The organism is Methylomonas sp. PHL2-19, assembly GCF_059331595.1.
This window is the reverse complement of the sequence record NZ_CP196839.1, coordinates 2998738-3022037: the sequence shown is the minus strand read 5'-3', so window position 1 is coordinate 3022037 and position 23300 is coordinate 2998738. Positions and strand designations below refer to the sequence as shown.

At 51.9% G+C, this 23300-nt stretch carries 20 protein-coding genes and 1 tRNA gene; 7 read left to right on the top strand and 14 right to left on the bottom strand.

Translation table 11 applies throughout. The features are described 5' to 3' along the window. Window positions 1-22: 22 nt before the first annotated feature. Window positions 23-2959, bottom strand: a complete 2937-nt coding sequence (locus ACR02O_RS13870; RefSeq protein WP_494521854.1) for a UvrD-helicase domain-containing protein — start codon at window positions 2957-2959, stop codon at window positions 23-25. A 257-nt stretch (window positions 2960-3216) separates the two neighbouring features. On the opposite strand from ACR02O_RS13870, the gene ACR02O_RS13865 reads away from it, so the two are divergent. Continuing rightward, window positions 3217-3441 (top strand): hypothetical protein, encoded by a 225-nt coding sequence (locus ACR02O_RS13865; RefSeq protein WP_458137473.1) that lies wholly within the window; start codon window positions 3217-3219, stop codon window positions 3439-3441. A gap of 234 nt (window positions 3442-3675) precedes the next feature. Here ACR02O_RS13865 and ACR02O_RS13860 read toward each other — a convergent pair whose 3' ends face one another. Further along, window positions 3676-4227: a hypothetical protein gene (locus ACR02O_RS13860; protein ID WP_458137472.1), complete on the bottom strand. Its 552-nt coding sequence runs from the start codon at window positions 4225-4227 to the stop codon at window positions 3676-3678. A 241-nt stretch (window positions 4228-4468) separates the two neighbouring features. On the opposite strand from ACR02O_RS13860, the gene ACR02O_RS13855 reads away from it, so the two are divergent. After that, window positions 4469-4702: a helix-turn-helix transcriptional regulator gene (locus ACR02O_RS13855; protein WP_458137471.1), complete on the top strand. Its 234-nt coding sequence runs from the start codon at window positions 4469-4471 to the stop codon at window positions 4700-4702. Then, window positions 4699-5961: a type II toxin-antitoxin system HipA family toxin gene (locus ACR02O_RS13850; RefSeq protein ID WP_458137470.1), complete on the top strand. Its 1263-nt coding sequence runs from the start codon at window positions 4699-4701 to the stop codon at window positions 5959-5961. Before ACR02O_RS13855 ends, ACR02O_RS13850 begins: the two co-directional genes overlap by 4 nt. A 420-nt stretch (window positions 5962-6381) precedes the next feature. Here ACR02O_RS13850 and ACR02O_RS13845 read toward each other — a convergent pair. The 3 genes from ACR02O_RS13845 to sbcB form a co-directional block, all read right to left on the bottom strand. Then, a tRNA-Leu gene (locus tag ACR02O_RS13845) sits at window positions 6382-6468 on the bottom strand. 117 nt (window positions 6469-6585) lie between these two features. Further along, complete coding sequence (locus ACR02O_RS13840; protein ID WP_494521853.1) at window positions 6586-7767, bottom strand: pyridoxal phosphate-dependent aminotransferase; 1182 nt, start codon at window positions 7765-7767, stop codon at window positions 6586-6588. A gap of 125 nt (window positions 7768-7892) precedes the next feature. Continuing rightward, window positions 7893-9311: an exodeoxyribonuclease I gene (gene sbcB, locus ACR02O_RS13835; RefSeq protein WP_101052323.1), complete on the bottom strand. Its 1419-nt coding sequence runs from the start codon at window positions 9309-9311 to the stop codon at window positions 7893-7895. A 127-nt stretch (window positions 9312-9438) separates the two neighbouring features. Here sbcB and ACR02O_RS13830 point away from each other — a divergent pair, with 127 nt between their 5' ends. The 3 genes from ACR02O_RS13830 to ACR02O_RS13820 all read left to right on the top strand — a co-directional run bounded on the left by ACR02O_RS13830 (window position 9439) and on the right by ACR02O_RS13820 (window position 11416). Next, window positions 9439-10032 (top strand): SRPBCC family protein, encoded by a 594-nt coding sequence (locus tag ACR02O_RS13830; protein WP_033156245.1) that lies wholly within the window; start codon window positions 9439-9441, stop codon window positions 10030-10032. A gap of 68 nt (window positions 10033-10100) precedes the next feature. Next, entirely contained in the window at window positions 10101-11054 is a 954-nt protein-coding gene (locus tag ACR02O_RS13825; RefSeq protein WP_458137467.1) for a YVTN family beta-propeller repeat protein, read from the top strand. A 71-nt stretch (window positions 11055-11125) separates the two neighbouring features. Next, complete coding sequence (locus ACR02O_RS13820; RefSeq protein WP_458137466.1) at window positions 11126-11416, top strand: hypothetical protein; 291 nt, start codon at window positions 11126-11128, stop codon at window positions 11414-11416. Between the two features lie 45 nt (window positions 11417-11461). Here the strand turns inward: ACR02O_RS13820 and ACR02O_RS13815 are convergent, their stop codons facing one another. The 3 genes from ACR02O_RS13815 to ACR02O_RS13805 are packed head-to-tail and all read right to left on the bottom strand — an operon-like array spanning window position 11462 to window position 14225. Next, window positions 11462-11683, bottom strand: coding sequence for a FeoC-like transcriptional regulator (locus ACR02O_RS13815; protein WP_033156247.1), 222 nt, complete (start codon window positions 11681-11683; stop codon window positions 11462-11464). Continuing rightward, the gene (gene feoB, locus ACR02O_RS13810; protein WP_494521852.1) at window positions 11680-13995 is read right to left on the bottom strand and encodes a Fe(2+) transporter permease subunit FeoB; all 2316 of its coding nucleotides are present in this window, start codon (window positions 13993-13995) and stop codon (window positions 11680-11682) included. The genes ACR02O_RS13815 and feoB overlap by 4 nt, the downstream gene beginning before the upstream one ends. After that, window positions 13992-14225: a FeoA family protein gene (locus ACR02O_RS13805; protein ID WP_033156249.1), complete on the bottom strand. Its 234-nt coding sequence runs from the start codon at window positions 14223-14225 to the stop codon at window positions 13992-13994. The genes feoB and ACR02O_RS13805 overlap by 4 nt, the downstream gene beginning before the upstream one ends. A gap of 287 nt (window positions 14226-14512) precedes the next feature. On the opposite strand from ACR02O_RS13805, the gene ACR02O_RS13800 reads away from it, so the two are divergent. Further along, window positions 14513-16906: a phosphoketolase family protein gene (locus ACR02O_RS13800; protein ID WP_494521851.1), complete on the top strand. Its 2394-nt coding sequence runs from the start codon at window positions 14513-14515 to the stop codon at window positions 16904-16906. Here the strand turns inward: ACR02O_RS13800 and ACR02O_RS13795 are convergent. From ACR02O_RS13795 to bamE, 6 genes are all read right to left on the bottom strand, one after another. Further along, window positions 16903-18276 carry a DUF4129 domain-containing protein gene (locus ACR02O_RS13795; protein ID WP_494521850.1) on the bottom strand — a complete coding sequence of 458 codons (1374 nt, stop codon included), beginning with the start codon at window positions 18274-18276 and terminating at the stop codon, window positions 16903-16905. The two genes, ACR02O_RS13800 and ACR02O_RS13795, sit on opposite strands and share 4 nt — an antisense overlap. After that, the gene (locus tag ACR02O_RS13790; RefSeq protein WP_494521849.1) at window positions 18273-19529 is read right to left on the bottom strand and encodes a DUF58 domain-containing protein; all 1257 of its coding nucleotides are present in this window, start codon (window positions 19527-19529) and stop codon (window positions 18273-18275) included. The genes ACR02O_RS13795 and ACR02O_RS13790 overlap by 4 nt, the downstream gene beginning before the upstream one ends. Window positions 19530-19542: 13 nt before the next feature. After that, complete coding sequence (locus tag ACR02O_RS13785; protein ID WP_240347948.1) at window positions 19543-20460, bottom strand: AAA family ATPase; 918 nt, start codon at window positions 20458-20460, stop codon at window positions 19543-19545. 92 nt (window positions 20461-20552) lie between these two features. Continuing rightward, window positions 20553-21398, bottom strand: a complete 846-nt coding sequence (locus ACR02O_RS13780; RefSeq protein ID WP_205450207.1) for a S26 family signal peptidase — start codon at window positions 21396-21398, stop codon at window positions 20553-20555. Between the two features lie 218 nt (window positions 21399-21616). Beyond that, on the bottom strand, window positions 21617-22822 hold the full coding sequence (locus ACR02O_RS13775; protein WP_205450206.1) for an NAD(P)/FAD-dependent oxidoreductase: 1206 nt from the start codon (window positions 22820-22822) through the stop codon (window positions 21617-21619). Window positions 22823-22839: 17 nt separating this feature from the next. Then, the gene (bamE, locus tag ACR02O_RS13770; protein ID WP_101052315.1) at window positions 22840-23250 is read right to left on the bottom strand and encodes an outer membrane protein assembly factor BamE domain-containing protein; all 411 of its coding nucleotides are present in this window, start codon (window positions 23248-23250) and stop codon (window positions 22840-22842) included. Window positions 23251-23300: the final 50 nt, after the last annotated feature.

The window sequence follows — 23300 nt, the reverse complement described above, 5'->3', positions numbered from 1 at the left end:
TAGACCATGTTCTGAGCCGCTCTTAAGCGGCGTTGACGGTTGATTTGACCTTGGCGGCCTGCAAATCGATAAATTGCTCGGTATGAGAACAGGAAAACGCTGCGTTTTTTCGGTAATGCGAGCAGCCCCAAAATTGGCCATGCGGTCCTTTGCGCAGCACCATGGCGCCTTGACAGCGCGGGCAGACCGGTTCGACGAAGTCGCAACGGCGATTTTCACAAACACGAAAACGGCCTTGGGTTTTCAAGCTGCCGCCACACCATTGACAAGCCCGTTGCGTGTGATTGCAGAGTGGATATTGATTACAGCCAAAAAAGCTGCCGTACTGGCTGTCTCTGGGTACCATCCAGCCGGTTTTGCACGCTGGACAAGGAATATCGGCGATCTGCTCTTGAAAGCCGGGTCCGGTAAATTCGTCGACCGTAACGGCATAGTCGCCGTCGATTAATTCCCTGACAAACGGCGACGGGTTCAGGCCGTTGGTGACTAAATAGACGTGATGCCTTGCCCGAGTCAGAGCCACGTAGAACAGGCGACGCTCTTCGGCATGCGCGAAGGCTTCGGCTTGAGGCAGCAACAATTCCAGCAATGGATGGGTGGCTTTTTCCGACGGAAAGCCGTGTTCGCCCTTCTCCAAGCCAAACACGATCACGTAATCGGCTTCTTTGCCTTTGGAGGCGTGTACAGTCATGAATTGCAGTGACAGATGGGGATAACGGCGCTTTAAGGCGGCGATATCGGGTCGTTTGAAATTGAAGCGCGCTAATAGCAACACGCTGGCAGATGGGTTGGCCTTGCCGGCGACGGCGTCGAGTGCCGCCTGTATGCCCGTTAAATCCTGATCGGTTTTGATGAGGGATACGGCAACCTGCTCGACAAGCCGCAGGCTACGAATCTGTTTGTCGATCTGGCTGGGGTTTTTGATGACGAAACGTGACGCCACTTCACCGATTTTGTTGTTGAAGCGAAAGGTTTGATCCAGCACGCTGGTTGCCGTGTCGCCGAAGTAGGCTTGAAAGTCTTTGGTCAGTGCGACATCGCTGCCGGTAAAACGGTATATGGATTGCCAGTCGTCGCCAACGCCAAATAAGCTGGCCTCCGGTTGCTGCGCCATCAAGGCTTTCAGTAAGCGTGCCCGGCTGGCGGAAATATCCTGAAACTCGTCCACCAGCAAATATCGGTACGGCGATGAAAAGCGTCCGGTTTCGACGTATTCGATTGCACGGCCTATCATGTCGTCAAAATCGATGGTGGCGTTGTCGCGCAGCCGTTGCTGGTAGGCTTGGTAGATGGGTTCAAATAAATGCGCGGCGGCGCGCATGCGTTCCTGGTCTTCATGCTTGTCCGCCTTTTCGACCAGTTGTTTGATGCTGAGGTAAGCGGCTTTGAACAGGCTGAGGATTTGCGCCATCAGTTTGCTGAACTCCGATACACGGCCCAGCTGATTCAGTTGGTCGAGTAACTCGTTTTGCGGCAAGGGTTTGAACCGAACCCCGGCAGCCAGTAATTTTTCGCTCAATACCTCCGTCAATCGCCCTTGTTGTTTCAGGTAGCTATAGGTTTCGATCAGCGGAGTTTGATATTTTTCATGCAAAGCCCGCTTCCAAGCCATGCCGGCCAGGTAGGTTGTTTGGTCGATAAAGGGTGGCGTTTGATTAAACTCGTTGACCGCAAAATGTTCGATATAAATGCCGTAAGCCGGTAGGAAAAAATCCGGTTGGTAGACACGGTAGTCCGGGCCGGAGGTATTGACCTGATAATTGGCTTCGTATTGGTAGGCAATGCCTTGTCGATACAAGAAATTGGCAATCTCGCATTCCTCGTAGCTTTTGACGAGTTCGCCTTGCAGCGTACGAATATCGTTTTCAAGGATATACGCGTTGTAGTCACCCAAACTCTTGAAATTGAATTGGCTTTTATAGGGATAGGCAAAGCGCAAAAAATAGGTCAACAGCCGCGAGCGATAACGTTCATCCTCCAGCAAGCTTTGAATTTGGCTATCGACAAACGCGGCGCGCAAGGTATCGTCTTCGGCCATTTTGTCGATGGCCGGCATGGTACCTTCAACCTGGCTAATGATGTCTAAACCCAGGGCATGAAAGGTTTTCACCGTCAGGTTTTGAATCCCCAGTTTGGACTGGATGCGCTCTTCCATTTCTTGTGCCGCTTTGCGGGCATACGCCAGCATCAATATCTGTTCGGGTTTTGCCAGACCGGCGTTGATCAGGTAACCCGCGCGGCCAATCATGGTGCTGGTCTTGCCGGTACCCGCGCCGGCCAGCACCAAGTTATGCTGCTCGTCGATGATGCAAGCGTTACGTTGCGCTTCGGTCAGCGGATTGGTTTCGACCTGATCAAAGAAGTCTTTGAATTGCTGAGCCTGTCGAGCGATAAAGGTTTGATTGAGTTTGGCAACCTGCTGATGTGCGTCGTCCAATAGAGGCCGAATAGCGAGATAATCCTGATGAAGCTCGGCTGGCAAACGCTGCAGACAATCCGTTCTTTTAAGTCCCGCCGCCAACCACAAATGATTGCCTATCCACTGTTCAGCTATGGATCGGCGAATGTATTTTTTATTGGAAAGCAACAATCTGGCTTCTTGGGATGCTTGTATCAGTGCGGGTACTAACTGCTGGTAAAACCTATGAATGCGTTGATTAACATAGCGTTTCATCGAGACCTGCAAAAACGCCGACTGTTCTTTATTGACGCCGCCAAAGCGTAGCGTTTGGCCATCATTTAACGTAAACAACAAAGTGTCCCAAAACCAACCGGAGTCGATGCCAATTCCAGGCTGAAGGTTCAAGATTTGGAGCTTGAGTTGCTTATGGTGCTCATCGATTAACACCAATTTTTCTTGCTCGAGAACAAAGGCGTGAAAGCGGCGATCCTTAGCAAACCACTTGGCCCAACGACTGAGTTGATAACGTGGTGACTGCGTGGTGGTTGGTGTCTGCATGTTTCCTTACTAAATCAAAATCCTAATGTCGAATCAGGACTACCAAGTAAATCGAGTGGCCAAAACATGGAAATTAACATTTTTAGGCCGAAGCAAGCAAAGTAAAAGCCGTCGCGAATCGATTTTGCCGGACTTTGTTGATAGCGGTTTTAGTCATCTGTGCCATCTGAAATTGTTTTGACTATGCACATCGGTTTGGGTGGCTGCCCCGGTTTGTCAGTCCATTCCCAGATCACGCATAACGCCAGCCAATAGGCATGGGCGGTTTTTGGCGCCAGGTCGCGGTGGGCTTTCCAGAAGGCGATGACATAACGCTTGCCGATTTCGTGCAGGTTATGCGGTCGTTCGGTCTGCTTGATGAATTCGACGAACTTGATCATCCGGCCAACCTGCAAGCGACGATGGGCGTTGGCGTCTTGGCGGGCTTACTGGTGGGCCAGGGCCTGGATGTGTTGACACGCACCACCTCCAGACGCTCGTGAGACAGGATGCTGCAGGCGTGTTGATCTAATACTTCAGAGGCGTCCAGGCTAATGTTGAGTTGTGTTGGGAAACAAGCGATCTTACGAAGTCAGTTTCAATTGCCGAGTGCGGGAGCAGGTATCGGATCTATTTTTGGTGGAAGCCTTGGCGGTAACCTCCACTCGATGTTATGTGCTTCGAGTAAAGCAATCAGCCTTGCGTTATTAGTTTGAAGATCGGATAAAAGCGCATTACTAGTCATCAATGTCATATTCGGATAACAATACTGCCATATCTTCGCCAACACCCCAGCCGACGTTCCGGCCTTGCAGCGCAACTTGCTCGAGTCTGTCTATAAACGGCGAGCGTTTGGCTTCCGGCAATGCCATGACATATTTCAACGCTTGTTCGAACATTCGCACCAAGGCATCAAAATACCCTTCATCGTCCATGCCGCAGTAGCCCAGGAAAACAAATACTTCTTCGCAATAGAAAATTGACAGTTCGGCCAGTCCTTCAGGTTGACCGACCGCTTTTTTGTAATCGGTAATCGCTTTCTTCGCTTTGGCCACTGAAATAGGTTGATTACGCATGACATCCGGGCAAATCCAGCGGGAAATCGTGTCCTTATAGGGTTTGAGAATATCCTCACCCAACCCGAATCGGGCATGCAGAAACGTTTGATTATCTTTATTGGCTGAGTATAGGTCTTGTATCAGCCCGATCAGACCAATTCGATCAACGTCAGCCAATTTGGATTTAACGTCGCTCCAGCTTGCTTTGGATTTTTTCTGTTTGCTAGTCATTTGCTGTCGGTTATTGTTTGGTTTGTACTTGCAGTTAGCCTAAGTTATATCATCAGCATTCAGCGCTAACCATCACAGTCAGACCGAGCTGAATAGAGCTGACACTGAAAGGGGTTATTTTTCCCGAACGGGAACTTCAATGCTTGTCTATCGTAAATTCTAAATTAAATTTCCCGTTCGGGAAATTAAACTTGTATGTTGGTTGTTTTCGCCTAATAATTTCCCGAACGGGAAAAACCTCATGATCAACATCCAATCTACACAACAACTTGGCCAAGCGCTACGCTCTGCCCGCAAACAACTCGAATTAACTCAATCCGAACTAGCGTTGGCGGCAGGTGTTGGCGTTCGCTTTATCGTCGACCTCGAAGCCGGCAAGCCGACCGTGCGTCTGGAAACGGTGATGCGCGTGATTGAAGCGCTGGGTGGGCAGGTCATGCTCGATGGCCTGCCGGATATAACCCAAACACCATGAGCTATTTGCTTGCTGTCTATTTATTCGAACGCCGGGTGGGGGATTTGGCCCTGGTTGACGGCAGACTGCAATTTTGCTACTGCGCCGACTGGCTGCAACATGCCGACGCCGTCCCTTTGTCCTGCTCGTTACCGTTGCAAGTTGAGCCGTTCAGCGACCAACAGACACGGCCGTTCTTTGCCGGCCTGTTACCGGAAGGCAAATTACGCCAACTGATTGCTCGCCAGTTTCAGGTCTCGAAGCAGAACGACTTTGCCTTGCTCGATCATATCGGCGGCGAATGCGCTGGTGCCGTTTCGCTGTTGTCGCCAGACCGATTACCCGCTGTATCTGAACCAGCGAATGAAATCGACTGGCTATCCGACTCTGACGTAGTGGCCTTGCTGGATGAATTGCCGCAGCGGCCGATGCTGGCCGGTCAGGATGGTTTGCGCCTGTCGTTGGCGGGCGCTCAGGATAAGTTGCCGGTGGTGTTCGATGGTCAACGAATCGGTCTGCCACGCAATGGCGCACCCAGTAGCCACATTCTCAAACCGGCCATCGCTGCCGTTGCAGACAGTGTAATCAACGAAGGTTTCTGTCTGGCATTAGCGGGTGCGATGCAATTCCAGACCGCACAGTCGAGGATTTGTGCCATTCGCGACCGCTCATTTCTGCTGGTTGAGCGTTATGACAGAACTCAAGCTGCAAATGGCCAATGCGTGCGTCTGCATCAGGAAGATTTCTGCCAGGCACTGGGCGTGGTACCGGAACTGAAATATCAGAACGAGGGTGGGCCGGGTTTGGAACAGTGCTTTGATTTGGTCCGCCGCCTGACCCGACCGAGTGCGCCGCAGGTGTTGCGACTGCTGGATGCGGTCATTTTCAATGCCTTGATTGGCAACCACGACGCCCATGCCAAGAACTTTTCTATCTTGTATGCCGACAAGGGTGCCGTTCTGGCGCCACTTTATGACGTCCTGTCAACCGCCGTTTATCCCAACCTGACGCCCAAGATGGCAATGCAGTTGGGTGGCAAATACAATTTCAGCGAAGTGCAGGCAAGACACTGGGACCGCTTTGCCCAAGCGGCGGGTTTGTCGGTGGCGCAAACCCGAAAACGTATTCTTGGTTTATGCCAACGGCTACCGCATGTCGCGCATACTTTGCAGGCTTCGGTGGATCATGAATTTGCTGGAAACCCAGTGGTTGGACAAATCGTAGAGCTGATCGAGCAACGCGCGGCGTTGACAGTCAGGCGGTTCGCCGGGTTTGATTAAACTGCAAAGCTCTTGGATACGCGACACAGACTATAGCAAGGCCGGTGACTGTCACTTATTGAAATGCTTGGGGTGATCTAATTGATATTTGGAAAAATAGGATAGCTCGCTTTCCTCTGGTGATGCAGAGGGCAGATGAGAATAGAGCTTGTTGACCACATTTTTGAACCACAGTGGTCTGTAGATTAAGACAAATATCAGGATTGAGTCGGTGACCGGGACCGGGAGTATTTCCAAGCAGCCGATGGTGACTAAAACTAGAAACCACTTGAGGCGCCATAGCAGCGGCGGATTTCTGCGTTTAAAGTGAAATATTTTCTTCATGTTCAACCAGTTTTACCGAGGCGTTATTCAAAGGGAACGTGGCAATCATTAGGCATAAAAAAAGGACCAGGTGTAAACCAAAGTCCTTAATTTTTATGGTGCCTCAGACCGGAATCGAACCGGTACGACCTTTCGGTCGCGAGATTTTAAGTCTCGTGCGTCTACCTATTTCGCCACCGAGGCCTTCTTACTGATGAAGTGCGAAGGCCGCGAATTGTATAGCATTGATTAAATTTGTCAATTGAAAAATGGCAAATTAATGTCGGTTTATCCGTTCGCGATGACAAATCCTAATAGGCCTTAAACCGCTTGTTTGATTCTGAGTAAGGCATTTTCCAGATTGGTCATGCTGGTGGCAATGGAGATTCTAATGTGGCCCGGACAGCCAAATGCCGAACCCGGCACCAAGGCCACGCCGGCTTTTTCGATTAGGTATTCGGCAAACTCTAGATCGTCGTTGATGCCATCCAGTCGACTCAACAGCTTTTCCACATTCGGGAACACGTAGAAGGTGCCGTCGGTAGGTAAGCATTCAATACCATCAATGCTGTTCAGTTCGGCAACCACGTAATCGTGGCGCTTTTTAAATTCCACCATCATCGTGTCGATGCAACCTTGGTCGCCGTTCAGCGCTTCTTCCGCTGCCACTTGGGAAATCGATGTGGGGTTAGAAGTGCTTTGCGATTGGATGATGCACATGGCTTCGATCAACGGTGCCGGGCCGGCGGCATAGCCGATCCGCCAACCGGTCATGGAATAGGCTTTGGATACACCGTTTAAGACGATGGTGCGATCATAAAAGCCGGGGTGGGCATTCAGAATGTTGACGAATTCGCCTTTATTCCAGAGGATCAATTCGTACATGTCGTCGGTTGCGATCAACACCTCAGGAAAATCCAATAACACGTCGCCCAGTGCTTTTAATTCTTCCAGGCTATACGCAGCGCCCGTTGGGTTGGAAGGACTGTTAATGACCAATAGGCGGGTTTTGGGGGTAATCGCGGCGCGCAGTTGTGCCGGGGTGATTTTAAAGTTTTGCGCTTGTCCGGCTTCTAAAATCACCGGGACGCCATCGGCCAGCAGCACCATATCCGGGTAGGACACCCAGTAAGGGGCAGGGATGATGACTTCGTCGCCGGGATTGAGCAGCGCTTGCGCCAGGTTGAAAAAACTTTGTTTGCCGCCGCAGGACACCAGGATTTGATTAGCTTGGTAATCCAAACCGTTATCGCGCTTGAACTTGGCAATGATGGCTTTTTTTAAGCCGGCCGTACCGTCAACGGCGGTGTATTTGGTAAATCCGGAGTTGATGGCTTTAATGGCGGCGGCTTTAATATGCTCCGGCGTATCGAAATCCGGCTCGCCGGCGCCCAGGCCGATAATGTCTTTGCCGGCGGCGCGCATCGCAGCGGCACGGGCGGTAATGGCCAGGGTAGGGGAGGGTTTGACCGCTTTTACGCGGTTAGACAGGTTAATGCTCATGATGCCTCGGTCGAAATTCACTCAAATGGTCGCCATTATACGGCATAACGCTAAAAGCGCCTTATTCCTGAAACGATCTGCTGGCTTTTAAATCGTTAAAAACATCAATTCGAAAATTTTAAGCGTCACTCTTCCGCATAGGCTGCCAAATCGTTCAGTATCGATTGATTTACATTTGGCTCGTCCCGCAGTAGTTTAATTTTGGCGTTGAACTGCTCCAGCGTCAGTCCCCCGGTCGCCAGTGTGCCGTTTAGCTTGTCCCGGCAATATTGCTTCCAGAGTTGGACGTCTTCCATGGAAAGGGTATGCGGATAATTCCGGGCGCGATAGCGAAACAGCATTTCCGGCAAACGGACATCGTCGAAATCGGTGTCAAATTCGGATAGCTCGCTGGGTTTGGCTTGCCTGATCCGGGCGATGGCCGCCTTGTCTTTGTTGCTGAAAAAACCGCCACTGTAAATCATCAAATCAGGATCGGTAGGTGAGTCTTGATATTGCCGGGTAAAGACTTGCGACAGCTTTTCCGCTAGAGATGGCGCAGTCTGAATCCGCTGCAAATGGGATAGACACAAGTCCAAGTCGAGTTGCAAGCGTTCGGCATCGGCCGGGCGTATCACCGACAATGGCGCCAACACCGGCGATTTGTTGATATGTACGGTTTTTAAGGGAATTCTGGCAATGCCTTCCGGTAGTGCTTCGGCGGCAACAAACAGCCGCTGTTGAATCTCTTCCGCACTTAACTCAAGCAAAGGTGCCGGATCGACGGAAAGATCGTAAACGATGACTTCGTTGTTATTGCTTGGATGCTGCACTAAGGGCAAAATCACCGCAAGACTATTATTCCGGGCCGAAAAACGGCCGGAGACATGAATTAAGGGCTTAAAGCTGCCGAGTTGCAACAGGTTTAGTGCGGTGTTTTTATAGCGATTGTTCAGTAAATAGTTGAATAGTTTTGGCTGCCGCTCCCTGATTAATTTAGCCATTGCGATGGTTGCATACACATCCGATAACGCATCATGGGCAGCTTCATGGGCGATACCGTTAGCCTTGGTGAGTTCTTCCAATTTAAAGCTGGCAACACCGTCGGCATTAACCGGCCACTCGATGCCTTCAGGCCTTAAGGCTTTGGCGGCGCGCACTACATCGATAATATCCCAGCGCGAGTTGCCGTTTTGCCATTCGCGCGCATAGGGATCGTAAAAATTCCGGTAAAGCAGGTTGCGAGTCACTTCATCGTCGAAACGGATGCTGTTGTAACCGACGCCGCAGGTGCTGGGTTCAGCGAGTTGCCGGTTAATAATGGCGGCAAACGCAGCTTCGCAAACGCCTTTTTCGGCCGCCAATTGCGGGGTAATACCGGTTATCAGGCAGGCTTCCGGGTGTGGCAAGTAATCGTCGGCGGGCTGGCAGTAGGCCATGACGGGCTGGCCGATGATGTTGAAATCCACATCCGTGCGGATGCCGGCAAACTGACAAGGCCGGTCGCGTTGCGGATCGATGCCGAAGGTTTCGTAATCGTGCCAGAAAAAAGTAGCTGTAGTCATTAAATACGTGCGGGTAGGATGGCAGAGTCGGGAAAATTTCCGCAAACATGCTTTTGCGAATACTTGCGGACGGATTTTATTTTATAATCGCCCGCTCCATTTTATGTGTCCATCATAGGAAAGTGTTATGAAAAAAACCTCGTTGCTCGTTTCAACCGTTTTATTTTTGTTCGCCGGTTTTGCCCATGCTCATGGTCCGGTTAGAGCAAAAATGACAGCCACCATCACTGTTGATGCCCCAGCGGCCAAAGTGTGGGATTTGATCAAGAACTACGATGATATGTCTTGGCACCCAGGCATTAAAAGCGTGAAAGGCGACGGCACCAATAACAAAGGCGCTATCCGCGTGTTGACTTTGGCGAACGGTACCATCACAGAAGAATTAAAGGCCTATGACGCAGCGAAATTCTCTTACAAATACAAAATCACCGATATGAGCTCAACCGGCACCATTAAACACGCCGGTCAAGACGAGCCGCTGCCAGTATTGCCAGTGGGTAACTATGCGGCAGAATTGTCCGTGAACGACAAAGGCGGAAAAGCCGAAATCGAGTGGGTAGCCACTTATTACCGTGCCTATGTTAACAACAACCCACCAGCGGAGTTGAACGAAGAAACTGCCGATAAAGCGGTTAGCAATGTTTTGAAAACCGGTCTGGAAGCGATTGCCAAGAAAGTTGGCTCTGGTTCCGCCGCAGTTGAGATCGATATTAAACGCTAAGCTTTTGTTATTCGGTTCTCGGTCATTCGCGCCGAGAACCCTCGCCCCCCATTCCTGTCATTCTCACCATGCGCATCAGATATTCGTTGTTGGCTTTTTCATTGCTCGGTGCATCCGCATCCGGCGTTAGCGCTGATTCGCGCGCTTTTATTACCAATCAGTTGGATAATTCGGTATCTGTTATCGATACCAAAAGCCAACAGGTCATTGAAACGATCAAAGTGGAAGGTAAGCCGGCTGGCGTTGCGCTGAATCAACCGAAGAAACAGGTATATATCAGCACCCCGGAAGGTGGCGGATTTGCGGTTTTGGATAGCGAAAAACTCACTAAATTGACCAAGGTTAAGGTCGGCGGCGCTTCTCTAGGGATCACCGCGGACAGAAAGGGCGAGCAGGTATTTGTCGCTGATTGGTATGAAAATTCTGTGACGGTTTTTGATACCAAAAACTTCGCGAAAATTAAAACGCTTACGGTCGGCAAATCGCCGTCCGGCATGACCGTTAGTCCGGACAACCGCTGGTTATACGTTGCCAATCGTATCGACGATTCGATTTCGCAAATCGATTTAAGCAAACTGACTATCCGTAATACCACCAAAGTCGGCGCGCATCCGTTTGGCATAGCGGTGGATAGTCAGGGTAAGCGTTTGTATTCCGCTAACGTGGAAAGTGACAATGTGACCGTTTTGGACGCCCGCAGTCTAAAGCGTTTGGCTACCATCAAGGTTGGCGCCAGGCCGTATGCGGTTGCACTGGCGTTGAACGATAGCCTGCTGTTTGTTACTAATCAGGACGATAGCACCGTATCGGTCGTTGATACCACCACATATAAGCAAATTGACGTGGTCGCAGTCGGCGATAAGCCGGAAGGCATCAGCACGCATCCGGACGACCAGAACGTCTATGTTGCCAACTGGTTTGACAATAATGTGTCCGTCATCGACGCTAAAACCCTGAAAGTGGTGAACACGATCAAAACGGGGGAGGGCAGCCGTGCTTTTGGCGAGTTCATTGCGCGCTAGGTGATTCGGCATTTTGATGGTCGCGCATGTATGGTAGACTGCGCGCCGTTGCTAACCTCATTGAGAAATATATGGCTGAAACCGTTGAAGATTTAACCATTAGTTACGAAGACGGCGGCGTTGAAACTGTCAAAGAACTGGACAAAAAAGTCCTGAGCAAGGGCGCTTGGGCGACGGTTATTTACCGTTATCAGGATTGGGAGCCGGCTAAAAATCAATATAGCCAGGATAGATTTAGCATTCGCCGCTATCAAAAACGCAACGGCGAATATCAGCAAAAATCTAAATTCAATATTTCCAGCGAAAAACAAGCGCAAGAGTTAATCGACGCGCTACAGGGTTGGTTGGCGGAAGCCAAATAAACCGCTTCAGTTTAGCGAGGCGTTTGTTTAATAAGCCTCGCTATACTAATCCACCCATTCATATATCTCTGTCAAAGCCGGATCGCATTTGCAGCAACTAGTGCCGCAGGAAGCGCCGACAGGACTTAATCGTACTTTGCCTTTGTTGATCCACTTGCCCAGCATGCCGCGTAAAGCGTCGGCATCCATGTGAAAGTGCAACACAAGATCACTCAAAGTGACTCGGCGTTTTTCCTGCAAATAACTGCGTAAGTCGGACAATATCATTGCGGGACGCCACTGGCTTGGCGCACGCCGTAAAATCGCAACAGGAATAGTACTCCGGCAAAGATAAGCGTTAATGCCAATATCCAGACGACAGCTGAATCGGGGTGCTGGGCATAAGTCATGCCTTGGTAGAAGAGGGTAGCGGTCAAGTAAGCCACAAAAGTAGTCCAGCACACCACAAACAAAGCCCAGCTGCCGTTGGTTTCTTTGTATATTGCCGCAGTGGCGGCTACGCAGGGCGCATACAATAATATAAACAGCAAATAGGCGAAGGCACCGATCTGACCATCAAAATGGGCTTGCATGACGCCGAAAGTATCGAGTTTGACTTGCTGCTGTTCCGCTGCCGCAGCCTGATCGGAGATATTGGCGATACCCAATCCCAATGGGTCCAGCAGCTTGTCGGCAATGGCCGTCAGGTTGTCCGGTACCGTTTGACAAGCCTCTAACAGGGCTTGCTGTAAATCAAAGCTTTTTTCTTCTTCGGTATGATCGGAAACGGCCATTTGACTGTACAACGCATCCAACGTCCCGACTACGGCTTCCTTAGCCAACACGCCGGTAAAGATGCCGACGGTCGCCGGCCAGTTATCGTGGGCGATACCCATGGGGTGGAATACAGGTGTCAATGCGCGGCCGATTTCGCTTAGTACTGATTTATCGCTATTTTCCTGTCCGAAACTACCGTCCGTACCCAAAGAATTTAATACATTTAACACCAGTACCATAGGCACGATGACTTTGCCTGCGTTGAAGATAAAGGTTTTCAAGCGTTCCCAGGTTTTGGTGTAGACACCTTGCAAAGTGGGCAAATGGTATGCGGGTAGTTCCATCAAAAAAGGAGTAGGGGAGCCGCGCAGCAAGGTGTGACGCATGATTAAACCGGTCAATACCGCCACCACAATCCCGAATAAATACAAACCAAACACCAGATTCTGACCGCCGACAGGAAAGAAGGCTGCGGCAAACAAGGCATAAACGGGCAGGCGGGCGCCGCAGGACATGAACGGATTCATCAAATTGGTCAATACCCGGTCACGCTGATTATCCAGCGTCCGGGTCGCGATAATGGCCGGTACATTGCAGCCAAAACCGACGATCATCGGCACAAACGATTTGCCGGGCAGGCCGATGATGCACATGAACCGGTCCATTACAAATGCAGCTCTGGACATGTAGCCGGAATCTTCCAGCATCGATAAAAATATGAATAAAAAGCCGACAATGGGGATAAAGGTAGACACCACTTGAATACCGCCGCCGATGCCGCTGCTGATCAACACCACCAGCCAAGCAGGCCAATTCATGCCGGTTAATAGTTCGCTTAAACCGTCCACCAGTAACGCACCGACCGCTTTGTCGAAAAAGTCAACGAAAGCACTGCCGATGTTGATGGTAAACATGAACATGGCATACATGACCAACAAGAAAATCGGAATCCCCAAAAATCGATTTAACACCACGCTGTCGATTTTATCGGTGGTGCTGCGGGAAACCTCGTTAAGTTTGCAGACGCTGGTTTGTACCAGTTGATTAACCAAACCGTAGCGCGCGTCGGCCGCGAGTATGTCGATTTCATCTTGAGTTTGCGTTTCGATATCGGCGCGGAATTGTTCGGCAATTTTTTGTAGTTCAGGGCCGGCAAGTTGTTTTGCCAAGGTATCATTTTCAAGTAAGCGCAAGGCAAGCCAGCGGCTGTCACAAATTAAATCGACAGATTGCTGAGCCAATAGGGGCTGTAATTGACTGACAGCTTGTTCTATAGCTGGATGGTAATTGACTTGTAATGCGGGAATGGGCTTGCTGAGGCAGGCTTTATTGATAAGGTCGCGTAATTCCTTAATGCCGGAACCCGTAGCGGCGGTAACCGGTACTACCGGGCAAGCCATTTGTTTGGTAAGCAGTTCGATGTCGATCTTGATGCCGCGCTTTTTTACCGCATCCATCATGTTCAGTACCAAAATCATCGGCACCCGCATTTCTATCAATTGCGAGGTTAGATATAGGTTTCGTTCTATATTGGAGGCATCGACGATGTTAATGATTAAATCAGCTTGGCGGGAAGCGACGTAATCTCGCGCGACTTTTTCGTCCAGGGAGATACTGTCGTCGTCGGCTTCTAATGAATAAGTGCCGGGTAGATCAACCAGGCTTATCTGTTTGCCTTGGTGCGCGTATTCGCCGGTTTTTTGTTCAACAGTCACACCAGGCCAATTGCCGACGTGTTGCCTGGAGCCGGTCAGTGCATTGAACAGTGTGGTTTTTCCGCAATTTGGGTTACCAACTACGCCAACAGTAAAATCCATACTCATATTTTTTCTATAAGTAAGACGGAGGCCTCGTTTTTACGCAACGACAATGAAAAGCCGCGAATTTTGATTTCAACCGGATCGCCCATCGGTGCAAATCGCGTAATTGTAAATTCAGTGCCTGGCGTTAAACCCATGGCCAACAATTTCTTGCGATAAACGCCACCCGATTGATCGAATCCAACTATACGGCCTGTATCGCCAGTCGCCAGCGCTTTAAGATATGTCGACATGCAAACTAATTAATAATTGTTCTCATTAAGTTGCAATATAGCACATCATCCCAAAGGGATGACAATATTAGTTTACCGAATAACTACAGATTGCAATAAGTTCGCATAATGTATATTATGTTAAATTATATGGATTGCGAAAACACGCTTTTGCCACGATGCCAAATTTTATCGGTAATTCGCTATTTTTGAATTGCGCAAGCATACACTACACTACACTAATCCAGGAATTTCCACGCCGTTCTGGTAGCGCGGAAACACGTTCTGGTCAACAAAGGAGTTAGCGCATGACGACACTGGAAACAGCTTTACCAGCGGTTATCTCACCACTGAGCCAAAAAGAACTAAAAGGCATCAACGCCTATTGGCGAGCCTGCAATTATTTAGCGGCCGGCATGATTTATCTACGCGATAACCCTTTATTAAAAGAATCGCTGAAACCGGACCACATCAAAAACCGGCTGCTCGGCCACTGGGGTTCCAGTCCCGGTTTGAGCTTTATCTACGTACATCTCAACCGGCTGATCAAACAATACGATCTTAACGCGATATTTCTGGCTGGCCCTGGTCACGGTGCGCCGGGAGTGTTGGCACCAGTCTATCTCGAAGGCACTTACGCGGAAATCTACCCAAACAAAGGCGAAGACGAAGAAGGTCTATTGCAGTTTTTTAAAGAATTTTCGTTCCCAGGTGGCATCGGCAGCCACTGCACCCCGGAGACGCCGGGCTCGATCCATGAAGGCGGCGAGTTGGGTTACAGCATTTCCCATGCTTATGGCGCCGCTTACGATAATCCGGATTTGCTGGTGGCGGTGGTGGTCGGCGACGGCGAAGCCGAAACCGGGCCGCTCGCTACATCGTGGCATTCGAATAAATTTCTGAATCCGATCCGCGACGGCGCGGTGTTGCCCATCCTGCATCTAAACGGCTACAAGATCAACAATCCGACTTTGTTATCACGGATTCCTCATGAAGAGCTGGAACAACTGTTTCGCGGCTACGGCTATACGCCCTATTTCGTCGAAGGTAGCGATCCCGAAACCATGCATCAGCTGATGGCTGGTGTACTGGAAACTTGCGTACTGGAGATTCGGCGGATCCAGCAAGAAGCCCGCGCAAGCGGCATCCCTACCCGGCCGCATTGGCCGATGATTATCTTACGCAGCCCGAAAGGCTGGACCGGGCCGAAAGACGTGGATGGGCATAAAGTCGAAGCCTTTTGGCGCTCCCATCAAGTACCGCTGGCCGGCGTGAAAGACAACCCGGCGCATATGCAATTATTGTCTGACTGGCTGCACAGTTACAAACCGGAAGAATTGTTCGATGAGAATGGCAAGCTGATTCCCGAATTAAAAGCCCTGGCTCCACAAGGCAGCCGGCGGATGAGCGCGAACCCACATGCCAACGGTGGTCTGTTGCGTAAGGCTTTACGGATGCCGGATTTTCAAGATTATGCCTTGGCGTTGGACGGCCACGGTAAAGTGTCGGCGGAAAATACCCGGCCGCTGGGCAAGTTTTTGCGCGACATCATGAACGCCAATATGCACAACTTTCGGGTGTTTGGCCCCGACGAAAACAGCTCCAATAAACTGGATGATGTTTACAAAGCCAGTAAGAAAACCTGGCTGGCGGATTATCTGCCGGAAGATGCCGACGGCGGCGAACTGGCGACGGATGGCCGGGTGATGGAAATGCTCTCTGAACATACTCTGGAAGGCTGGCTGGAAGGCTATTTACTAACCGGACGCCACGGCTTTTTTTCGTCCTACGAAGCCTTTGTACATGTCATAGATTCCATGTTCAATCAACACGCCAAGTGGCTGGCGATGTCCAAGGCCGTGTCCTGGCGGGCGCCGGTGTCATCATTGAATTTGCTGATTACTTCCACGGTCTGGCGGCAGGATCACAATGGCTTTACGCATCAAGACCCCGGCTTTTTGGACTTGGTCGTCAACAAAAGCCCGTCGGTAACGCGCATCTATTTGCCGCCCGATGTTAACTGCCTGCTGTCTGTTGCCAACCATTGTTTGCAAAGTACCGACTACATTAACGTGATAGTTTGCGACAAACAAAAACATCTGCAATACCTGGATATGGACGCGGCGATCAAACATTGCACCAAGGGCATCGGTATTTGGGAATGGGCCAGTAATGACGATGGTGCCGAGCCCGATCTGGTGATGGCCAGCGCCGGCGACATTCCCACCAAGGAAGCCTTGGCTGCGGTGGTTTTGTTGCGAGAGCACTTTCCCCAATTGAAAATTCGTTTCATCAACGTGGTGGATTTGTACAAGCTAGTGCCGGCCAGCGAGCATCCGCACGGTCTGTCGGATCGGGATTTCGACAGTTTGTTTACCGTCGATAAACCGGTGATCTTCAACTTCCACGGTTATCCCTGGCTAATTCATAGGCTGGCCTATCGGCGCCATAACCATAGTAATCTGCATGTACGTGGCTACAAGGAAAAAGGCAGTATTAACACCCCGTTGGAACTAGCCATTCAAAACGAAACCGACCGTTTCAGCCTGGCAATCGATGCGATAGATCGGATTCCGGCCTTGCAAGTATCCGGTGCCCACGTCAAGGAAAAACTGCGTGACCGGAAAATCGATTGCCGCAACTACGCTTACGAGCACGGCATAGACCGGCCGGAAGACGACCAATGGCACTGGCCGTATTAAAGTTGACGATAAATTGTGCGGTACAACTGCCGCATGCGCCGAATATGCGCGTCCGCTAACGGTTTATCGCCGTAACGGGCCGCTTCGAACAAACCGGTGATTTCCGCCGCACTGCGTCGCGCATCGCGATGCCGACGACTGATTTGCGCCAGATATTCGCGGGTGTTGGCGGTATCGGCGCGAGGCACGTCGTGCAATGCAAACAGCCGCGCCATGGCTCGGTAATACTGGCGAGCTGCGGGTTCGCCGCCGGCATGGCGGCCGATCACCCCCAAACGCAGATAGTCCCATTGGGTTATTAGCCAAAGTACCCAAGGGATTTCCCGCAATAACGCCCCGAACGCCAGTAAAATGGCCAGTAAAATCAAAGCCAGCAAACCCAATATGGCCGCCAGCCAGTGCTCGCGCAGCCATTGTTTCAACCACTCCCACCAGTCGAAAATCACCGCAACGGCAGGAACCAAAGTTTGTTGTGCCGATTCACTAAGGTCGGCAATGCCGTCGATCGCCGCCGCCTGCCAGGCCGGCATATTCACTCGCTTAGCGGCGGCACGCATGTCCTCTGGGCTCGGCCAACGGCTGCCGGTCTGCCATTTTTGGCCTGTGCCCTCTCCTCCTCCCGCAGCTTGTTGTTGCTCGCCACCCGCTTTTTCGGCTGGCTGATCGGAACCGGTTTGGCCGCCGCTGCCGGCTTGTTCGATATCGCCGCCGGGATTTTGCAAGCTGACCTGGCCGAAACGCCACTCCAGATAAGGCCAGTTGATTTGCGGCGTTATCAGATAAAGCCCGCCACCGATCAGCACGATGGCGGCGGTGGCCGCCAAAATGGCCGCGCCCTGCCCTTGGCTGCTGGGCCGGCCTAGACTCAAACGCTGCAGGTCCGCACCGCGCCGCTGAACTTGTTCGGCAAGCAGACAAAACACCACCGTCACGATATAAGGCGCTAGATAAAACAACATGGTCCAGTCGGCGCGGTAATGCGAGGCGGCAAACAATACTATCGCCAGCGACACCAACAACCCCAGATTCATCTCGCGCCGGCCGGTGGTGACGCAATTGTAGGAAGCCTGCAACATCGCCAATAGATACAACCCGGCGCGCGGCATACCCCAAATCGGCATAAATACCAATACGAACAATAAGAAACCGATAAACAACACGGCCTTTTGCCACACCTTGCCCGCTCCCGAAAGCCAGTGGTTTTGTCGCCAGCCGACAATGGACGTGCCACCGAATACGATAGCCCAGAACAGCATTTCCCGCGCAAAGCTGCCGTATTGGATATCCAAAAACGCATTACAGGCGACGGCCAGCCATTGCGCTAGAAACAATCCCACATAGACTGGAAAACTCAGCGGAGAGGCGGTCATCGGTTAAACAGCGCCGTTAAGTCGTCGCCTCGTCGTACCGTGACGCAATGCGCGCCCAATTCCAGTAAACCGGCGTTCAATGTCCGGTCGCTGCTGTCGCGACGGGTCCAACTGGCGGCGTTTAGAAAGCTGTCACGTTCAAACAATACCGCGAACAAATACACGCCCTTGGCCCGCAGCAAAGCCAGCGCCTGCAGGGTTTTGGTATTGCGGTGCGGCGGCTCGGCCAATAACAGCACGACCGTTTCGCCGCGCACGCAATTCAACGCAATCTCGGTCAGTAATTTGGCATACGGCGTGTCGCCGTCGGCCTCCGCGATTGCCAGCGCATCCAGGATGGCTTGGTAATGAAAATCGCCTTTGCCGGACAAAATCCGCAAAGGCTGTGCGGCATCAGCCAACACGCGGCTGTGCATATTCTGGCTACAGGCATAAGCCGCCACGGAGGCGGCGATGCGTATCGCGTATTCCAGGGTACTGTGCTTGCCGCGGCCGATATTGGCGTCCTTGGCCAAATCCAGGGCGATGCAGATGCAGGCCGACGCCAAAGGTTCGAACTCCTTGACCATCAACTCATTCAAGCGCGCCGTAGTCGGCCAATGGATATGCCGAGGGTTGTCGCCGCGCCGGTATTCGCGCAGCCCGGAGAATTCCGCCGCACCGGCGCCTTCCGGCAGACAATAACCACCGCGGTGAATCTGACTGGGCGCGCCGAACAGCGGCAGCGATAGAATCGGAAAGACCTTCGGATATATGGTCAGGGTTTGCCGGGAACGGTCGGCGCGGCTGCGCGCCTCTGCTAAGCCCAACGGAAAACCGGACGCCAAGCCCATTGGCCCCAGTTTATAAAAGCCGCGTTTTTCACACAGCAAGGGTACGTCGAAACTGCGCACGCCGCGACCTGGCACGTAGGCAACGCTGCCCAGCAATTTATCACCGTCGTTGGCGCCCTGTTCGGCGGCATCGACGAAAGGCAAGCGGTCGACCAACTCCACCATGAAGCGCGGCAGCCAGCCGCGATTTTGTACGTCGACCCGGAACACGATGGTTTCACCTTCCAACGCCCGTTGCGGTCCGACCCGTCGCACCGATAAGCGTTGCAGCAACCAACGCGGCCAAAGCATGCCGGTCAATAAGGCGGCACTGAGCAATGCAGCGAGCAGCCAAGGCAAGCTCTGTTCGCGGCTGATCGCCGCCAGATACGCGGCCAGCGTAAAGCCGCACAAGATTAAAAATTTCAGCCTCAGCGCCATTGTGGTCTAGCGATCAAACTACCGGCGGTGGCAGCCGGTCGAGAATTTCCGCGAGAATTTCGCCGGCATTGCGCCCCAGCACCGCGGCCTGCGGTTTGACGATCAGGCGGTGTTCCAAAATAGCCGGCGCGATGATTTTCACCAAATCCGGCGACACGAAATCCCGGCCGCGTAAATAAGCCAAGCCTTGTGCACCGCGCGCCAAGGCCAAGGTACCGCGCGGACTGATACCCAAGCGCAAATCGCTATGCTGGCGGCTGGCGGCGCTGATACCGACCATATACTTAGCCACGTCCATACTAATATGCACCGCCTTGACCTGCGCGCGCGCGGCCAGAATGTCGGCTTCGGACGTGACGGCCGGCAAGCTGTCGATAGGATGAGTCTGGGTTTGCGCCGCCAGTATCCGCATTTCCTGTTCGATATTGGGGTACTCCATCCGCAAGCGCATGAAAAACCGGTCCAATTGTGCTTCGGGCAAGGCGTGGGTGCCGGCCATATCGATTGGGTTTTGGGTGGCCAGCACCATAAACAGCTTGGGCAGTTCATGTGTATACCCGTCCACGCTGACATGAAATTCTTCCATGCATTCCAACAACGCCGATTGCGCGCGCGGTGTGGCTCGGTTGATTTCGTCGGCTAGCAGCAGATGGGTAAATACCGGCCCCGGCCGGAATTCGAAATCGGCGGTTTTTTGATTGTAGATAGCGACACCGGTAATGTCCGACGGTAATAAATCCGAGGTGCATTGCAGGCGTTTCATGTCCACCGCCACCGAACGGGCCAATGCCCTGGCCAACATGGTCTTGCCGGTCCCCGGCACATCCTCCAGCAACACGTGGCCGCGGCACAGCATCGCGACCACGGCCAATTCGATGACCGACCGTTTGCCGATAATGACTTTTTCGACGTTTTCAATTAAAGAAAGCATGGCATCCATTAGCTGAGGATTGTCCTGTTAAAGATATGAGCGGGAAATGGGAGAGCCAAGCTTAGCAGAGCCTGGCCGTTTGTCATTCCGGACTACGAGTTAAGGCGCTTGGCAGTAAATTCGGTATCGGAAAATAGGGCCAACACCGCGAATATCACAATCGCCACCAGCGTCGTGCCCGCAGCGGCGACAGATAAGCCAAAAAACGTCAACCAGGAAACAAAAGCATAATAAATGGCCGGCATGACGGCGTTATAACCAAGCGATAGGCCTATGACTCCGAGCAATAACCAGATCGCAAAATTCAAACCAACGCTAATTCGCGCCAAGTAATAAACCGGTTTAACGATACGCTCCTTACGCTTGCCCAGTCCGAAAAATACCAGGCCATAGAGCACGATCAAAGCCGAACCGTAAACGAACAGTTCCGGGTGCTGGGCCGCCGACGTCGCTTGATCGAATACATAAAGCACGCTTGCATTTATGTTGCTCTGCGCCAGCAGATGGTTTGCCAATGTCCCGGGATTCGCGGACTCCGCAGTGTCGGGAATAAAATCCGGGAAAAAGAAAACGGCTTGTTGCGGCACGATTAACGTCGAATTGGGCAATGCACTCAGCGGATATTTACCGGCCGGTTTGCCATTAACCGACAATATGCCCGCCGCAAAACCGACTTCATCGCCGGGCATACCGACGATTCTGCTGATCTGCATTTTGCCGGCCGCATCGTCAAAGCTGATCAAGCGTCCGGCTGCCAAATCCACTTTAGCGGACATTACCATAAAAGCGTTCTTGGACAACTCCTTGTATAAGGGATTGGCCGATGCCATGCGGCTGATCGGGTGGTACATAACGGTATAAATGATCGGTAAGCCGAAAACGACCACCGCCAGCAGGCTGAGCAGCGTTGGCCCCAATGAAGATCGATTAACGCGCATAGTGATTCGTCCAAGTCAAAAGCCCTAAAGACTAGCACAGCCTGAAAACCGTGCATGTTGGCGACGCGGATAGATGGATGATCGGGTTGGGATGTGCCCAATCTTTGGCATTGCATCAACAACGCAGAGTTAAATTCGATGCAGTGGCTGTTGGCTGAGAAGGTTTGGAAAAGTAAAAATGCTGCTTAGCTGGCAAAGGCTGGAAATTTCCGGAAAAACTAACTTACACTGCGGCGACCAGCCAGCAGGCTTTGTTGCAGTTTGTTGTCGTCTACCCATAAATCGCCGGCCAACAGTTGCGCGATCTGGGCTTTCAAATCCGGATCGCGGTCGGCTTCGAAAAACAAGTTATGGACAATATTGGATTGATAAAAACGTTCGACGAATAATCGCATCGTATTAAAACCCAGCAAGTACTGGTCATCGTCCTCGGTGTGCAGCTCCGGATCGGCTTCCCGCCCGTCGCTTAGCCCAAAATGGACGCGGTCGGCAACCCGGGCGGCGCTGGTGAAGGCTAAAAATACGCCGGACGAAAACACCGGATCGAGGAAGCCAGCCGCATCGCCGCAGCAAGCATAGCGGACGCCGTAGCGGCTTTGGTTGGTGTAACTGAAATCCGCTTCAACTCGCACCGGCGCGAATTGCGCCGCTCCTGTTATCAAACGACTCAGGAGCGGCGATGCCGCCAGATAACGGCGCAACAATTCTTCCGCATCGCAGTCCTTGGGACGCTCTTTCTGTACCACCAAGCCCACGCTCAAACGGCGTCCAGCCAACGGAATGATCCAGATCCAGCCGATGTCTACGACCGGCACGTATATATTGCCGGAACGGAACAATTCATCGGCCTCCTCGCCCGCTTGAATATTCTCGAAGTGGGTATACACCGCAAATTTGCCCAAATTTTCGATACGCTTGATGGCTTTGTCTTTCCTGCCCATTAACGCGCTGCGGCCCGTGGCATCGATCAGATAACGGCAGCAGTATTGGCCTTTATCGGACACGACGTCCACCCCTGCCGGTTGGCAGGCAACGTCCAGTACTTTTTCGTCCTGATGGGTATCGACGCCGTGTTTGCCGGCGTTTTCAAACAGCATCTGATCGAATGGGGCACGTTCGATCTGGTAGGTCTTGCGATTGATTGCCAACGGAAAATACATACGTTGTTCGGTAGCTTCGTCGATGAACACCGCTCCGCTTTTCGATAGGTTGCCAGCGCTCCAATCTATCCCCAAGCGTTCGACGACCGGTTCGCTGAACGGCAGCATGGATTCGCCAATGTGAAAACGCGGATGCCTGCCGCTCTCCAACAGCAAAACCTTGTGGCCATATTGCGCCAGCAAGGTCGCGGCCGTCGAGCCGGCCGGACCGCCACCGACAACGACCACATCATGGTCAAAAGGGTTTTGCTGGTTGTCTATCATCTTTAAAGATTAACGCATTAGTCGTTTGGATAACCGTCTTCGGCTGCATTGTAAATGGCCCGAAACACAGTCCAATGCACGCCACCGATACCGGCACCGGTGTAAGTAATGATGCCTACGCCTTTGTAAAACTCATCGGTCCGCATCACGTCCGGACCGAAATAAAACGGAATCCAGGCTTTGCCGGTTTGGTAAGACTTGGTATCTGTGGGTTGGCCGAGAATTTCATGGACTTGGCCCTGAGTCATCCCCAGCTTGAGTTTGGCGAATGGGCTATTGGCCGGAAAATTACCGTCAATCCGCGATTCCGGGGCGGTGCTTGATTGAGCCGCCGGCGTGCCTGCTTGCGCGGGCGCCTTATTGCTGGATGCGCAGCCGGCAGCCAGCGCCAGAGTCGCGAAGAATGCCAAAGTTTTATAGTGTTTCACGGAAATACCTTTTGCTTAGTTTTGGTAGCGGTCAATAGTAGTTCAGTTGC

What these genes read in the sequence shown, in the direction of transcription:
- ACR02O_RS13870 (WP_494521854.1), bottom strand. Translation starts at nt 2,959, where the DNA reads ATGCAGACACCAACCACCACGCAGTCACCACGTTATCAACTCAGTCGT.
- ACR02O_RS13865 (WP_458137473.1), top strand. Translation starts at nt 3,217, where the DNA reads ATGGGCGGTTTTTGGCGCCAGGTCGCGGTGGGCTTTCCAGAAGGCGAT.
- ACR02O_RS13860 (WP_458137472.1), bottom strand. Translation starts at nt 4,227, where the DNA reads ATGACTAGCAAACAGAAAAAATCCAAAGCAAGCTGGAGCGACGTTAAA.
- ACR02O_RS13855 (WP_458137471.1), top strand. Translation starts at nt 4,469, where the DNA reads ATGATCAACATCCAATCTACACAACAACTTGGCCAAGCGCTACGCTCT.
- ACR02O_RS13850 (WP_458137470.1), top strand. Translation starts at nt 4,699, where the DNA reads ATGAGCTATTTGCTTGCTGTCTATTTATTCGAACGCCGGGTGGGGGAT.
- ACR02O_RS13840 (WP_494521853.1), bottom strand. Translation starts at nt 7,767, where the DNA reads ATGAGCATTAACCTGTCTAACCGCGTAAAAGCGGTCAAACCCTCCCCT.
- sbcB (WP_101052323.1), bottom strand. Translation starts at nt 9,311, where the DNA reads ATGACTACAGCTACTTTTTTCTGGCACGATTACGAAACCTTCGGCATC.
- ACR02O_RS13830 (WP_033156245.1), top strand. Translation starts at nt 9,439, where the DNA reads ATGAAAAAAACCTCGTTGCTCGTTTCAACCGTTTTATTTTTGTTCGCC.
- ACR02O_RS13825 (WP_458137467.1), top strand. Translation starts at nt 10,101, where the DNA reads ATGCGCATCAGATATTCGTTGTTGGCTTTTTCATTGCTCGGTGCATCC.
- ACR02O_RS13820 (WP_458137466.1), top strand. Translation starts at nt 11,126, where the DNA reads ATGGCTGAAACCGTTGAAGATTTAACCATTAGTTACGAAGACGGCGGC.
- ACR02O_RS13815 (WP_033156247.1), bottom strand. Translation starts at nt 11,683, where the DNA reads ATGATATTGTCCGACTTACGCAGTTATTTGCAGGAAAAACGCCGAGTC.
- feoB (WP_494521852.1), bottom strand. Translation starts at nt 13,995, where the DNA reads ATGAGTATGGATTTTACTGTTGGCGTAGTTGGTAACCCAAATTGCGGA.
- ACR02O_RS13805 (WP_033156249.1), bottom strand. Translation starts at nt 14,225, where the DNA reads ATGTCGACATATCTTAAAGCGCTGGCGACTGGCGATACAGGCCGTATA.
- ACR02O_RS13800 (WP_494521851.1), top strand. Translation starts at nt 14,513, where the DNA reads ATGACGACACTGGAAACAGCTTTACCAGCGGTTATCTCACCACTGAGC.
- ACR02O_RS13795 (WP_494521850.1), bottom strand. Translation starts at nt 18,276, where the DNA reads ATGACCGCCTCTCCGCTGAGTTTTCCAGTCTATGTGGGATTGTTTCTA.
- ACR02O_RS13790 (WP_494521849.1), bottom strand. Translation starts at nt 19,529, where the DNA reads ATGGCGCTGAGGCTGAAATTTTTAATCTTGTGCGGCTTTACGCTGGCC.
- ACR02O_RS13785 (WP_240347948.1), bottom strand. Translation starts at nt 20,460, where the DNA reads ATGCTTTCTTTAATTGAAAACGTCGAAAAAGTCATTATCGGCAAACGG.
- ACR02O_RS13780 (WP_205450207.1), bottom strand. Translation starts at nt 21,398, where the DNA reads ATGCGCGTTAATCGATCTTCATTGGGGCCAACGCTGCTCAGCCTGCTG.
- ACR02O_RS13775 (WP_205450206.1), bottom strand. Translation starts at nt 22,822, where the DNA reads ATGATAGACAACCAGCAAAACCCTTTTGACCATGATGTGGTCGTTGTC.